Genomic DNA, 12,688 nt, shown 5'->3' on the forward strand with positions numbered 1-12,688 from the left:
CCCTTGCGCCATGGGCTGCGGCGGGCGGCACGCGGCTTGCGTCGCAGTCGAAAAGCCCGGGTTAACGGGGCATCTCCCCCACATCGGGGGCCACGCTTGGGTTATTTGCGGCGGGAGGCGAACGACATGCGAGGACTGATCCTGGGATTGGCGGCGGGGCTGATGGCGTTCGGCGCCCAAGCCGACATCTATGTCTCCAGCGACGGCAAGGGCGGCTTCGTGCTGTCCAATGTGCACCGGCCTGGCCGGCATTACGACCGGGTCATCAGCGAACGTGCGACAGCGGGCGGGCCAGTCAATGCGCAACTGATCACCGGGCGGCCCTATGCAGACCTGGTGGCGGCCGCGGCGTTGGCCCACGGTGTGCCCCCGGCGTTGCTGCACGCGCTGATCAAGGCCGAGTCCGGCTACAACCCCAAGGCTCGCTCGGCCAAGGGCGCGGCGGGGCTGATGCAACTGATGCCGGACACGGCGAAGGAGATGGGCGTCAAGGATGTACTCGATCCACAGGCCAACGTGCAGGGAGGGGCGCGCTACCTCAAGCGCATGCTCACGCTGTTCGACAACGACATCACGTTGGCCGTGGCGGCCTACAACGCGGGGCCTGAGGCGGTTCTCAGCCGTGGACGGGTGGTGCCGCCGTTCGCCGAGACCCTGCGCTACGTGCCGAATGTGTTGCGCGACTATCGCCTGCTGCGCGGGCTGGCTGGGGATGCGCCGCTTTGAGCGGCAAGGTGTTCTCCGTGATCAATAGCCTCACCTCACCCATGCTTTCCCCAACTCTGGGCTATAACCTGTAGAGGTGCCCAGCCGCGGAGCCCGCCATGGACCTCGCCCCCCGTCCCGACACATTGCTGCCCGCCGAAATCGGCCAGGCGCGCAAGCCGTTCGACCTGCTGCGCTGGTACGCCTGGGTCAGCCTGGCGATCATCCTGTCGGTGGGGGTTGGCCTGGGCCTGATCTCAAGCCGCTTCATCATTGACGAGAGCGTCGAGCGCGATGCCTTGCTCACCGCCCAGTTCATCACCTCCATCGCCGACGCCGAAGTGCGCCATGTCTCGATTCCCAACGTGCGGACCATGGGTGAGCTGCTAGATCCGCGCACCGACCATGCCTTGCCCGATGTCGACCCTGAGGCCCGGCGCCGGGCCCGTGGCGAGTTCCTCGACCATATCGCGCACCTGCCGGACATGCTCCTGGCCAACATCTATGCCCCTGATCGCACGGTGATCTGGTCGAGCAACCCGGCGCTGATCGGCAAGCTGATCGAATCGGACGACGACCTCGACCGGGCATTCGAGTACAAGATGCGGGTGTCGGCCAGCTACCACAACTTCGAGCAGGCGCGCAGCGAGCAGAAGTTCGTCACCCCGCCCGAGCAGCTATTCATCGAGAACTACATCCCCTTGTTCGACGCCGACGGCGAAAACGTCATGGCGATGGTCGAGATCTACAAGGAACCCCATGATCTGATCGTGCGTATCGAGCACGGCCTGCTGCTGATATGGCTGGCCATCGCCGCGGGTGCCGGCCTGGTGTATGTCGGTCTGTACGGCATCATGCGCCGCGCCGCCCGGCTGGTGGCGGTGCAGCAGAAACGGCTGATCGGCAACGAAACCTTCGTGGCCCTGGGCGAGGTGTCGTCGGCGGTGGCCCACAGCCTGCGCAACCCGCTGGCCAGCATCCGCTCCAGCGCCGAGCTGGCCCAGGCCTTCGACGATGGCCCGGCGCAGAAGAACATCAGCGACATCATCAGCCAGGTCGACCGCATGTCGCAGTGGGTGCGTGAGCTGCTGCAATCGCTGCGCCCGCTTGGCGATGAAGCCGTGGCGGTGGATGTAGCCCAGAGCCTGCGCGACAGCTTGCAGGCGTTTGCCCACGCGCTGGAGCGCGGCGGCGTGCGGTTGCTGCTGCCTGAGCTGCCAAGCGTGCAGGTGCTGGGCCAGCCGGCGCTGCTCGGGCAAATCTTCAGCAGCCTGATCGCCAACGCCCTGGAGTCGATGGAGGCCGGTGGCGAGCTGCGTGTTGAAGTGGTGCGCAATGATCGGCGTAATCTGAGCCTGCGGCTCTCGGATACCGGCAAGGGCATGAACGAGCAACAGCAGCGCATGGCCTTCCGGCCATTCTTCACTACCAAGCAAGGCGGCGTGGGCGTGGGGCTGATGCTGGTGAAAAGGATCATGGAGCGCTTCGGCGGCTCGGTGCGGTTGAGCAGTCGTGAGGGGGCAGGGACCCGGGTACTGCTGAATTTTCGGGTGGCATCAACTTAACCTTAAGCTGTAGATATTGAGTCCAAAACACTGATTTATAAGGAAATTATCAAAAATGGGTGAGCGTTACCCAAAAGTGGGGAATTATCCAACAAGCAAGATTAATAATAATCTTCAACATAATGATTTATAAAGAAAAATCATAAATTCAAGTTGCTGGCTGGTTTTTTGCTAGACCTCTCGCAAGCCTGCGCTGACACCTTCAGCAAAGGTTCGATGGAGTCACTTTGCTACCACCGGTAGCAGAGCAGCATGCCGGTGAACCTCATCGGCGTTCAGGTGGGAACGACGCGATGCAGACGCTCGAAAACGGTGCCCCCGACAAGGCCGCGCCTCCCGCCAGTGGGTTGGCAACGCCGCTGCACGAGTTCAACCTGCTGCGCTGGTTCTCGCTGGTCAGCCTGCTGATCATCGCCTCGGTCGCCGGTGGATTGGGCTATGTGTCGACACGTTTCGTGGTGCGCGACAGCGTCGAGCGCGATGCCATGCTCACCGCCCAGTTCATCCAGGCCATGGCCCAGGCCGAGGTGCGGCACTCGCAGCTGCCGCCGGGCATCACCATGGGCGAGTTGCTCGATCCGCGCCTCGACCAGCAGCACCTGCAGTTCACTCCGCAGTTGGCCGAGTCGACCCGGGTGGAGTTCCTCGACCACGTCGAGCACCTGCCCGACACCTTGCTGGCCAATGTCTATGCCCGCGACCGCACGGTGGTGTGGTCGACCAACCCGCACCTGATCGGCAAGCGCATCGATGAAGATGACGATCTGGAACGCGCCTTCCGCTCGCGCAAGTCGGTGTCGGCCAGCTATCACAAGGCCGACGAGGACCGCGAAGAGCAGAAGTTCCAGCGCGAGCCCCGGCACCTGTTCATCGAGAACTACATCCCGCTGTTCGACAGCCAGGGCGAGCAGGTGCTGGCGATGGTCGAGATCTACAAGGAGCCGCATGACCTGGTGCGGCGCATCCATCGCGGTTATGTGCTGATCTGGGCTTCCACCTTGGTCGGAGGGGCGTTGATCTACTTCGGCCTGTTCTGGATCGTGCGCCGCGCCGCCAGCCTGCTGCATCACCAGCAAGACCGCCTGGTGGCCAGCGAGACCTATGTGGCCCTGGGCGAGATGTCCTCGGCGGTGGCTCACAGTTTGCGCAACCCATTGGCCAATATCCGCTCCAGCGCAGAACTGGCCCAGGACATCGCCAGCCCGGCGGCGCAGAAGAACATCGGTGACATCATTACCCAGGTCGATCGCATGTCGCGCTGGGTCCGCGACCTGCTGGTATCGCTGCGCCCGACCAGCGACGAAGCCGAGTCGGTCGACCTGGTGGCGGCCATCGAGGATGCGCGGCAGGCCTTCGCTCCTCAGATCGAGCGCAACAACGTGCGCTTCGCCTTCGTCGGGCCTGCGACGCAATGGGTGGCCAGCCAACCGTTGCAACTGACGCAGATCCTCAACAGCCTGTTTGCCAACGCCCTGGAGGCCATGCCCCAAGGCGGCGAGCTGCGCGCCGAGGTGCGCCAGCTGGAGGGGCAGCAGGCGCAACTGCAGCTCAGCGATACCGGGAAGGGCATGAGCGAGCAGCAGCGGCGCATGGTGTTCAAGCCGTTCTTCACCACCAAACAAGGCGGCCTGGGTGTTGGCCTGGCCCTGGTCAAAAGGATCATGGAACGCTTTGGCGGCGCGGTCGAACTGACCAGCCGCGAAGAGGAAGGAACCCGCGTCAGCCTGACTTTCAATATTGCAGCGGGAGGGGACCATGGAGCACAGCATCCTGGTGGTCGAGGATGATGAAATCCTTGCCGACAACATTCGCACCTACCTGAACCTCAAAGGGTTCGAGGTCACGGTGTGCCACAGCGCGGAACTGGCGCTGGAGCAGATCAAGCGTGCCCGGCCTGACGCCGTGCTGACCGACAATTCGCTGCCCGGCATGAGCGGCCACGACCTGTTGCGCTCGCTGGTAGCCCAGGCGCCGGAGCTCAAAGTGATCATGATGACCGGCTACGGCAACGTCGAAGACGCCGTGCTGGCCATGAAGGAGGGCGCGTTCCACTACCTCACCAAGCCGGTAGTGTTGGCCGAGCTCAAGCTGATGCTGGACAAGGCCCTGGCCGCCGAACGCATGGAGCGCACGCTGTCGTTCTACCAGGAACGCGAGGCGCAGAAGTCCGGTTTGCAGGCATTGATCGGCGAGTCGCCGGCCATGCTAGAGCTCAAGCACACCTTGCAGCAGCTGCTCGATGCCGAACGGCGCATGGCCAGCGGCGACCTGCCGCCGGTGTTGGTCGAGGGCGAGACCGGTACCGGCAAGGAGCTGGTGGCGCGCGCCCTGCATTTCGACGGCAGCCGGGCCAAGGGGCCGTTCATCGAGTTCAACTGCGCCTCGATTCCCGCCAACCTGCTGGAGGCCGAACTGTTCGGCCACGAAAAAGGCGCGTTCACCGATGCCAAGGAGCGTCGCGTGGGCCTGGTCGAGGCGGCTGACGGCGGCACCCTGTTCCTCGACGAGATCGGCGAGATGGACCTGGTGCTGCAGGCCAAGCTGCTCAAACTGCTGGAGGACCGCACCATCCGCCGCATCGGCGCGGTCAAGGAGCGCAAGGTTGACCTGCGGGTGATCAGCGCCACCAACTGCAACCTCGAGCAAATGGTCCAGCAGGGCAAGTTCCGCCGCGACCTGTTCTTCCGCCTGCGCATCATCGCCCTCAAGGTGCCGCGCCTGTTTGCCCGTGGCCAGGACATCCTGCGCCTGGCCCGGCACTTCCTGGCCCACCACGGGCGGCGCTATGGCAAGCCCAACCTGCGCTTCTCGGCCGAAGCCGAGGCGCTGATGCTGGGCTACGGTTGGCCGGGCAATGTGCGGGAACTGCGAAACATGCTCGAGCAGACGGTGCTACTGGCACCGAGCGAAGTGATCGGCGCCCATCAGTTGAACCTGTGCCTGACCCTGGTCGACGAGCCACAGGCGCAACCTGCGCAGGTGCTGGCGTTCGAAGCGCCGCGCCACGAGCTCCCCGGTACCGCCAGCCTGCCGGATATGGAACGCGACATGGTCTGCCGCACCCTGGACCGCACCGACTGGAACGTCACCAAGTCGGCGCGTTTGTTGGGGTTGTCGAGGGATATGCTGCGCTACAAGATCGAAAAACTTGGGCTGACACGGCCGGACAAGCGGCAGTGGTGAGCGGGCGGGCTGATTGCCTGTCAGTTTCGCGTTTGTGGGGCTGCCATGCAGCCCATCGCCGGCAAGCCGGCTCCCACAGGTACAGCGCAGAATTCAGCAATTGCGCGGTCCCTGTGGGAGCCGGCTGGATTTTCCTACTGTGCTGAGTAACGCCTGGTTTCACAAAGCTTAAGGCTTGCCGCCGTTGCCCGACCCTCCGCCGTCACGCCCCATCCCCTCCGAGCCGCTGTCCCCCATCCCCGGCAGATCACGATCATCGTTCTGCTCGGCTGGCGGGCTGTCCGGGTCATTGCCTTTGATCCGCGGGTCGGTATCCCGTGGCATGGGCTTCTCGATCGGGTTGAGGGTGCTGTCCACGCCGGGCTTGGGCGCCGGGTTGTGCGGGTCGTCAGGGTAGGTGGCGCCGGTACCGGCGGCGAAGGCCAGGGGCGAGACGAGCAGGGCGGCAAGCAGGAAGGAACGGTTCATGCGGGCAAGCTCCTTTGCAATGACAAGAAGTCGGCCCCGCCTGCGCAGGGCCTCGTTCTCATATGGGCCATGGCCCCATCAGCAAGGTGCCATCACGGCGACCAACGGTCACACCACCATCGACAGCAGCATGATGAAGATAATGCCGACCACCGAGAGGATGGTTTCCATCATGCTCCAGGTCTTGAACGTCTCGGCCACGGTCATGTTGAAGTACTGCTTGACCAGCCAGAAGCCGGCGTCGTTGACGTGGGACAGGATCAGCGAGCCGGCGCCGGTGGCCAGCACCAGCAGTTCGCGGTTGACGCCCGGCACCAGGTCGATCACCGGGGCGACGATGCCGGCGCCGGTGATGGTGGCCACCGTGGCGGAGCCGGTGGCGATGCGGATCACCGCTGCCACCAGCCAGGCCAGCATGATCGGCGAAATCTCGGCCTGCACCGCCATCTGCCCGATCACGTTGCCCACGCCGGTGTCGACCAGCATCTGCTTGAAGCCACCGCCAGCGCCGACGATCAGCACGATGGCGGCGGTGGGGGCCAGGCTCTGGTCGAGCATCTTCATGATCTGCTGGCGGTTGAAGCCACGGGCCGAACCGAAGGTGTAGAAGGCCAGCAGCAGTGCGGCGAGCAGGGCGGTGATCGGGTGGCCGATCAGGTCCATCCACTGACGCACGATGTGCTCGGCCGGCAGCACCACGTCGGCGAAGGTCTTGAGCAGCATCAGCACCACCGGCAGCAGCACGGTGATCAGGGTCACGCTGAAGCTGGGCAGGTTCTGCTGGTTCGACTCGCGGGCGATCTGGTCCATCAGCTCCTGGGACGGGTTGCCCGGGATGTAGCGCGAAATGAAATTACCGAACAGGGGGCCGGCAATCACCGCCGTAGGCAGGGCCACCAGCAGGCCATAGAAGATGGTCTTGCCGATGTCGGCGTGGAAAATGCCGATCGCCAGCAGCGGGCCCGGGTGCGGCGGTACCAGGCCGTGCACCACCGAAAGGCCCGCCAGCAGCGGGATGCCGATCTTCACCAGCGATACGCCGGAGCGGCGGGCGACGATGAACACCAGCGGGATCAGCAGCACGAAGCCGATCTCGAAGAACAGCGGGATGCCCACCAGGAAGGCGGCGAACATCATCGCCCAGTGCACCTTCTGCTTGCCGAAGGCGCGGATCAGGGTCTGGGCGATCTGGTCCGCGCCGCCGGAGTCGGCCATCAGCTTGCCGAGCATGGTGCCCAGGGCCAGGACGATGCCGACGAAGCCGAGCACGCCGCCGAAGCCGTCCTGGAACGACTTCATCACCTTGGCCACCGGCATGCCGGAGGTCAGGCCGAGAAAGCCCGCGGCTATGGTGAGGGCGACGAAGGGGTGGACCTTGAAATGGGTGATCAGCAGGATGAGTCCGACGATGGTGACCAGCGCGTCGAGTAGCAGGAAGGTATCGGTAGCCAGTCCGAACATGGTTCGTGAACCTCGGTCTTTTCGTTGTTGTTTTGGTATCGCGTGTCTTGCGGTAATCAGCCTTGAGAGGCCTGGAGACAGCGCTGTCTTTGGTGAGCCGGAAAAACCGCCGGGTCAGGCAGTCCGCGCCAACGCCTGCTCACCGCAAGGCTTTAGCCACTGATGCACGTCCTCGGCCAGCGTGGGCAGCGGGCGGGTGGCGTCCAGGGCCAGGGTCAGGGGCTCTGCGTGCGGCGGCTCGAGCGCTGCGAACTGGCTGTCGATCAGGCTGGCCGGCATGAAGTGACCGGGGCGCGCGAGTACGCGTTTCTCGGCTTCCTGCGGGGTCAGCTCGAGGAACACGAAGCACAACTCGGGCACGGCCAGGCGCAGGGTGTCCCGATAGCGGCGCTTGAGGGCCGAGCAAGTGAGGATCGGGCGTTCACCGGCGGCGAGGGTGGCCTGCAGCTCCTCGCCCAGGCGCACCAGCCAGCCGGCACGGTCGTCGTCGTTCAGGGGAATGCCGGCGCTCATCTTGGCGATGTTGGCGGCGGGGTGGAAGGCATCGCCTTCGATCAGGCGGCCGCCGCTGCGGGTGGCAATTGCAGCACCGACGCTGCTTTTACCGCAGCCGGCCACGCCCATGACCACGATCGCGGACAGGGAAGGGTTCATCTGTACCTCCTGCTGGGTGAGATAGCGCTGTCTCGGTCGCGACGAGCCGAACACCATGCGCCACCCTCCCGGGTGTTATTGATCTTGTCTTTGGCAGTATGGACGCTGAACGCATGCCTGCTACCAAGATTGCATTGCCTGCATCCAGAGACAGCGCTACCTTAGTGACCGTTCCCCATTCCTGCAAGCAGTAAAATTACAATACTCATGTCCCGTACTGGCTCGCGTACTACCGGTCGTCCCACCCTGGCGGAAGTCGCCAGGCTTTCCGGGGTTTCCCCGATCACCGCCTCCCGCGCCTTGCGTGGCGTCAGCACCGTCGCGCCGGAGCTGGCACAGAAGGTCATGGCCGCGGCGGCGAGCCTCGGCTATGTCGCCAACCCGGCCGCCCGTGCCCTGGCGTCGGCGCGCAGCCAGTCGGTGGTGGTGTTGATCCCCTCACTGTCCAACCAGCTGTTCATCGACACCCTCGAGGCCATTCACGAGGTGATGCGCCCCCGTGGCCTGGAGGTGCTCATTGGCAACTATCACTACGATGTCGCCGAGGAAGAGAACCTGATCCGCAATTACCTGGCCTACCAGCCGTGCGGCGTGTTGCTCACCGGCTTCGAGCGCAGCGAGGCCTCGCGGCAGATGCTGGCCGCGAGCCAAGTACCGTGCGTGCACATGATGGAGCTGGGCGGCGAGGGCGATGCCTTGTCGGTAGGGTTCTCCCAGCACGCGGCCGGGCGCGCCGCGGCGCGTCACTTGATCGAGCGTGGCCGCCGACGTCTGGGGTTCATCGCCGCGCAGCTCGACCCTCGGGTGATGCAGCGCGCCGAAGGCTTCCGTCAGGCGCTCGCCGAGGCCGGTCTGCAAGCCCCCGAGCTTGAAGTGCTCGACCCGCAACCCTCGTCCATCGGCCTGGGCGGCACGCTGTTCAGCCGCCTGCTGGCCCAGGCGCCGGATGTCGACGGTATCTTCTTCTGCAACGACGACCTGGCCCAGGGCGCGGTGCTGCAGGCCCTGCGCGAAGGCATCGAGGTGCCGCGCAGGGTGGCGATGGTGGGCTTCAACGACCTGCCGGCCTCGGCGCACATGGTCCCGCGGCTGACTTCGATCCGTACCCCGCGCGCGGCAGTCGGCCGTGGCGCGGCGCAGGCGTTGCTGGCGCTGCTCGACGGCAAGCGGGTGGCTACTGGGCAGCAGGACTTGGGCTTCGAGCTGATGGTGCGGGAGAGTTCCTGAACGGCCACAGGCGCTCTGCCTGCACAAGACGGATGCGGATATCCCCACCCATGGACCTGACCCGGCTTGAACAATAATGATCAAGGCTCTGGCCATGTCCCTGGGATTCGTCTATCTCACGATGGCTGCTCTGCCACGTTCTCCAGTGCTTGCCCGCGGCTGACCCACCAGCCGAACCCTGCCGCGGTGAAGAACATGATCAGGCTGTAGATCGCCGCCGGCACCGCCATGGTCGCGTTGTTCAGCAGCGACGGGCTCAGGGCCAGCGCGATGGCCAGGGTGCCGTTGTGGATGCCGATTTCCATGCCGATGGCGATCGCCTGGCGTTTCGGGATGTTCAACAGGCGTGGCACCCAGTAACCCACGCCAAGGCTGAGCAGATTGAACAGCAACGCGGCGCCACCGACGATCGGCGCGTACTCGACCACGGTCTGCCAGTCCTTGGCCAGGGCCAGGACGATGGTGAAGGCCAGGAACAGCGCCGCGACGATCTTCATCGGCTTTTGCATGCGCGCGGCGAAACGCGGCGCCCAGTGACGGATCAGCATGCCCAGCGCCACCGGCAGCAGGATGATGGCGAACACCTGCATGACCTTGGCGAATTGCAGGGGGATGGCCTGGTCCGATGCCATGAACCACATCAGCGACAGGTTCACCAGCAGCGGCATGGTGAGGATGGCGATCAGCGAGTTGACCGCGGTGAGGGTGATGTTCAGCGCCACGTCGCCGTGGGCCAGGTGGCTGAACAGGTTGGCCGTGGTACCGCCGGGCGAGGCGGCCAGCAGCATCAGGCCCACCGCCAGTGCCGACTCGAGGCCAAAGCCGTTGGCGATCAGAAAGCACACCAGCGGCAGCAGCAGGATCTGGCAGGCCAGGCCGATCACCACCGGCTTGGGGTACTTCACCACCCGGGCGAAGTCGGCGAGGGTCAGCGACAGGCCCAGGCCGAGCATGATGATGCCCAAGGCCAGCGGCAGCAGGGCGGTGAGCAAGGGGGAGGCGGTCATGGGCGGTCTCTCGGGCGAAGGATCCCGAGGAGTGTAGGTGGGTGCGCAATGATAGCTAATCGTGTCTGGACGATCTTGGTAACCGTTTGTTACTGGCCTGGTGACGCCATGTCGCGTTGCGATGCCGGGCCTGTGGCAGTAGCATTCGCGCTTTTGCCGAGGATTAGCCCGTCATGCCGTTCCAGCAAGGTCTGCTTTCCACCCCGGTGCCGGCCCATGCCCGTCACCTGTTCTTTGCCCTCGATTCCCTGGAAGCACTGCCCGCGGTACTGGATCAGCTGTTGCCGCAGGTCGATGGCCACAGCCTGATCCTGGCCGTCGGCGCGCCACTGGCCAAGGCCCTGGGCCGCGAGGTGCCGGGCCTGCGCAGTTTCCCGCAACTGGACGCGGTGGTGGAGAATCCGGCGACCCAGCACGCCCTGTGGCTGTGGCTGCGCGGTGCCGAGCGCGGCGAGCTGTTCCTGCGCGCCCAGGCCTTGCAGCAGGTAATGGCGCCGGCCCTGCGCCTGGTCGACGGCGTCGAGGGTTTCCTGCACCGCGGCGGCCATGACCTGACCGGCTACGAGGACGGCACCGAGAACCCGGTGGACGCAGACGCCGTCGCTGCCGCCATCGTGCCGGGCGACATCCCAGGCCTGTCGGGCTCGAGCTTTGCCGCCTTCCAGCTGTGGAAGCACGACCTTGGCTACTTCAAGTCGCTGCCCCAGGCCGAGCAGGACAACATCATCGGTCGCCGCCTGAGCGACAACGAAGAACTCGACGACGCCCCCGAATCCGCTCACGTCAAGCGCACCGCCCAGGAGAGCTTCGCCCCCGAGGCGTTCGTGGTGCGTCGCTCGGTGGCCTGGACCGATGAACGCGGCGCGGGCCTGGCGTTCGTCGCCCTGGGCTTCTCGCTGGACGCCTTCGAGGTGCAGCTGCGGCGCATGAGCGGGCTGGAGGATGGCGTGGTCGATGGCCTGTACCGCTTCAGCCGGCCGTTGAGCGGCGGCTATTACTGGTGCCCGCCGCTGGGTGAGCAGGGCGCCGACCTGAGCCTGTTGCTGGGCTGACAGGTCCTCATCGCGGGGCAAGCCCGCTCCCATGCCTCGGGCCTGATGCCCATCGGCGTGGGCTTGCCCCGCGATGACTCAGAACGGCACCGCCACCGTCAGCTGGCTATAAACGTTGGTCCCGCTACCCACCTGGTTGCCACCATTGCTTTCATCCTTGCGCGGCTTGAACAGCCCCAACAGCGGGGTGACGATCAGGTGCTCGTTGACTGCCCATTCCACATACAGGTCCAGCTCCTGCGCATCGAGGTCCAAGGTGTCGCGGCTACGCACCGTGTCGAAGTCGAAGAACAGCGCGCCGAGGGTCAGATTGTCCCGTGGCGTGGCCTTCAGGCCGACATGGTGGATGCCGCTGTTGGTGTTGAACGGCCCGGCGTAGTTGCCGGCGACCTCGCCCTGGATCCAGGTGCCGTAGCCGCTGGAAAGCCCTGTGAACAGCAGGTCCCAGCCTGCGGAGTAGCGGGTGTAGCGGTAGGTCAGCTGCGGCGTCCAGGGGGTGTTGGCGAAGGTGTAGGCCGCTTCGGCGTACCAGGCCGTCTCATGCCCGCCGCGCTTGTCCTGCCAGGCATACTCAAAGGCCAACCGGGTGTTTGCCAGGCCCGCGCCGCCTTCGCCGCGCAGGCTGTAGACATCCATGCCTTCGCGGGCCTTCTGGAACTCGCTGGCCCACTGGTCGGTCACGTCGATGCCGTGGATGTAGGTCAGGCCCAGGGTGCCCAGGTCATGGGTGTAGTCCAGGGTGCCGGCCGCCAGCTCGGTTTCGGCCTGGGCGCGGTTGTCGGACTTGAGCCACAGCACACTGCCATGCAGCCCCTCCTGGCCGCCCAGGCGCAGCACCGCGGTACGGTCGAAGGCGTGGCGCGCGCCCAGATAGAAGCCGCCACCACGGTTGAGCTGGCCGTCGGCCGGGCCCTTGCCCAGGTTGGGGCCGTCGTCGTTGATCAGGAAGCCGCTGCCCAGGCGGATCACCTGGCGGCCGCCGGACAGGTCCACGCCATCCTTGCCCAGCAACGGGAACAGGTCGCCCGAGCGCCAGCCCAGGTAGGCGTCCTCGATCTTGGTGGTGCGTTCGGAGCCGTCCTGGTTGCCGCCGGCGTCGCCGTCGCCCCAGGCGCCTGAGCTGACCCAGTTGAGGGCGCCATACAGGCTGCCGTTGCCGGCCAGGCCCTGGTCGCCGCTGAGGCCGTACTTGATGAAACCTTCGCGCCAGGTCGAGCCGCCCGGGGTGCCGTCGTAGTTGTGGCGGCTGTTGAACATGCCCCAGACCGCGAGCAGATCGGCGTTCAGGTGGCTGTCGTCGTCGGCGTACAGCTCGTAGGCCGGGCTGGCCTGGCCATGGACCAGCAGGGTCAGTGCCGTGACCATT

Annotated in this window: 11 protein-coding genes; 6 read left to right on the forward strand and 5 right to left on the reverse strand. The window is 65.4% G+C overall.

Annotation, left to right across the window (positions count from 1 at the left end):
• Positions 1 to 126: 126 nt before the first annotated feature.
• The 4 genes from LOY42_RS12055 (at position 127) to LOY42_RS12070 (ending at position 5,453) form a co-directional block, all read left to right on the forward strand.
• Positions 127 to 726 carry a lytic transglycosylase domain-containing protein gene (locus tag LOY42_RS12055; protein ID WP_139671241.1) on the forward strand — a complete coding sequence of 200 codons (600 nt, stop codon included), beginning with the start codon at positions 127 to 129 and terminating at the stop codon, positions 724 to 726.
• A gap of 98 nt (positions 727 to 824) precedes the next feature.
• The gene (locus tag LOY42_RS12060; protein ID WP_110699227.1) at positions 825 to 2,270 is read left to right on the forward strand and encodes an ATP-binding protein; all 1,446 of its coding nucleotides are present in this window, start codon (positions 825 to 827) and stop codon (positions 2,268 to 2,270) included.
• Between the two features lie 293 nt (positions 2,271 to 2,563).
• Complete coding sequence (locus LOY42_RS12065) at positions 2,564 to 4,057, forward strand: sensor histidine kinase (protein ID WP_102685490.1); 1,494 nt, start codon at positions 2,564 to 2,566, stop codon at positions 4,055 to 4,057.
• The gene (locus LOY42_RS12070) at positions 4,026 to 5,453 is read left to right on the forward strand and encodes a sigma-54 dependent transcriptional regulator (RefSeq protein WP_139671239.1); all 1,428 of its coding nucleotides are present in this window, start codon (positions 4,026 to 4,028) and stop codon (positions 5,451 to 5,453) included. The genes LOY42_RS12065 and LOY42_RS12070 overlap by 32 nt, the downstream gene beginning before the upstream one ends.
• Before the next feature lie 168 nt (positions 5,454 to 5,621).
• Here the strand turns inward: LOY42_RS12070 and LOY42_RS12075 are convergent, their stop codons facing one another.
• From LOY42_RS12075 to LOY42_RS12085, 3 genes are all read right to left on the reverse strand, one after another.
• The gene (locus tag LOY42_RS12075; protein ID WP_139671235.1) at positions 5,622 to 5,921 is read right to left on the reverse strand and encodes a hypothetical protein; all 300 of its coding nucleotides are present in this window, start codon (positions 5,919 to 5,921) and stop codon (positions 5,622 to 5,624) included.
• A 108-nt stretch (positions 5,922 to 6,029) separates the two neighbouring features.
• Entirely contained in the window at positions 6,030 to 7,382 is a 1,353-nt protein-coding gene (locus tag LOY42_RS12080) for a GntP family permease (RefSeq protein WP_038706074.1), read from the reverse strand.
• A 114-nt stretch (positions 7,383 to 7,496) separates the two neighbouring features.
• On the reverse strand, positions 7,497 to 8,036 hold the full coding sequence (locus LOY42_RS12085) for a gluconokinase (RefSeq protein WP_102685267.1): 540 nt from the start codon (positions 8,034 to 8,036) through the stop codon (positions 7,497 to 7,499).
• Between the two features lie 207 nt (positions 8,037 to 8,243).
• On the opposite strand from LOY42_RS12085, the gene LOY42_RS12090 reads away from it, so the two are divergent.
• Positions 8,244 to 9,263 (forward strand): LacI family DNA-binding transcriptional regulator, encoded by a 1,020-nt coding sequence (locus LOY42_RS12090; RefSeq protein ID WP_102685268.1) that lies wholly within the window; start codon positions 8,244 to 8,246, stop codon positions 9,261 to 9,263.
• Positions 9,264 to 9,379: 116 nt separating this feature from the next.
• On the opposite strand, the gene LOY42_RS12095 is transcribed toward LOY42_RS12090, so the two are convergent.
• A complete protein-coding gene (locus LOY42_RS12095) occupies positions 9,380 to 10,270 on the reverse strand; it encodes a bile acid:sodium symporter family protein (RefSeq protein ID WP_258600786.1) in 891 nt (296 codons plus the stop codon).
• Between the two features lie 173 nt (positions 10,271 to 10,443).
• Here LOY42_RS12095 and LOY42_RS12100 point away from each other — a divergent pair, with 173 nt between their 5' ends.
• Entirely contained in the window at positions 10,444 to 11,322 is an 879-nt protein-coding gene (locus tag LOY42_RS12100) for a Dyp-type peroxidase (RefSeq protein WP_139671230.1), read from the forward strand.
• A 78-nt stretch (positions 11,323 to 11,400) separates the two neighbouring features.
• Here LOY42_RS12100 and LOY42_RS12105 read toward each other — a convergent pair whose 3' ends face one another.
• On the reverse strand, positions 11,401 to 12,687 hold the full coding sequence (locus tag LOY42_RS12105) for an alginate export family protein (protein ID WP_256582611.1): 1,287 nt from the start codon (positions 12,685 to 12,687) through the stop codon (positions 11,401 to 11,403).
• Position 12,688: the final 1 nt, after the last annotated feature.

It is taken from the genome of Pseudomonas sp. B21-023, from assembly GCF_024749165.1.
Classification (GTDB): domain Bacteria; phylum Pseudomonadota; class Gammaproteobacteria; order Pseudomonadales; family Pseudomonadaceae; genus Aquipseudomonas.

What these genes read in the sequence shown, in the direction of transcription:
- LOY42_RS12090 (WP_102685268.1), top strand. Translation starts at nt 8,244, where the DNA reads ATGTCCCGTACTGGCTCGCGTACTACCGGTCGTCCCACCCTGGCGGAA.
- LOY42_RS12105 (WP_256582611.1), bottom strand. Translation starts at nt 12,687, where the DNA reads ATGGTCACGGCACTGACCCTGCTGGTCCATGGCCAGGCCAGCCCGGCC.
- LOY42_RS12060 (WP_110699227.1), top strand. Translation starts at nt 825, where the DNA reads ATGGACCTCGCCCCCCGTCCCGACACATTGCTGCCCGCCGAAATCGGC.
- LOY42_RS12055 (WP_139671241.1), top strand. Translation starts at nt 127, where the DNA reads ATGCGAGGACTGATCCTGGGATTGGCGGCGGGGCTGATGGCGTTCGGC.
- LOY42_RS12065 (WP_102685490.1), top strand. Translation starts at nt 2,564, where the DNA reads ATGCAGACGCTCGAAAACGGTGCCCCCGACAAGGCCGCGCCTCCCGCC.
- LOY42_RS12070 (WP_139671239.1), top strand. Translation starts at nt 4,026, where the DNA reads ATGGAGCACAGCATCCTGGTGGTCGAGGATGATGAAATCCTTGCCGAC.
- LOY42_RS12085 (WP_102685267.1), bottom strand. Translation starts at nt 8,036, where the DNA reads ATGAACCCTTCCCTGTCCGCGATCGTGGTCATGGGCGTGGCCGGCTGC.
- LOY42_RS12075 (WP_139671235.1), bottom strand. Translation starts at nt 5,921, where the DNA reads ATGAACCGTTCCTTCCTGCTTGCCGCCCTGCTCGTCTCGCCCCTGGCC.
- LOY42_RS12095 (WP_258600786.1), bottom strand. Translation starts at nt 10,270, where the DNA reads ATGACCGCCTCCCCCTTGCTCACCGCCCTGCTGCCGCTGGCCTTGGGC.
- LOY42_RS12100 (WP_139671230.1), top strand. Translation starts at nt 10,444, where the DNA reads ATGCCGTTCCAGCAAGGTCTGCTTTCCACCCCGGTGCCGGCCCATGCC.
- LOY42_RS12080 (WP_038706074.1), bottom strand. Translation starts at nt 7,382, where the DNA reads ATGTTCGGACTGGCTACCGATACCTTCCTGCTACTCGACGCGCTGGTC.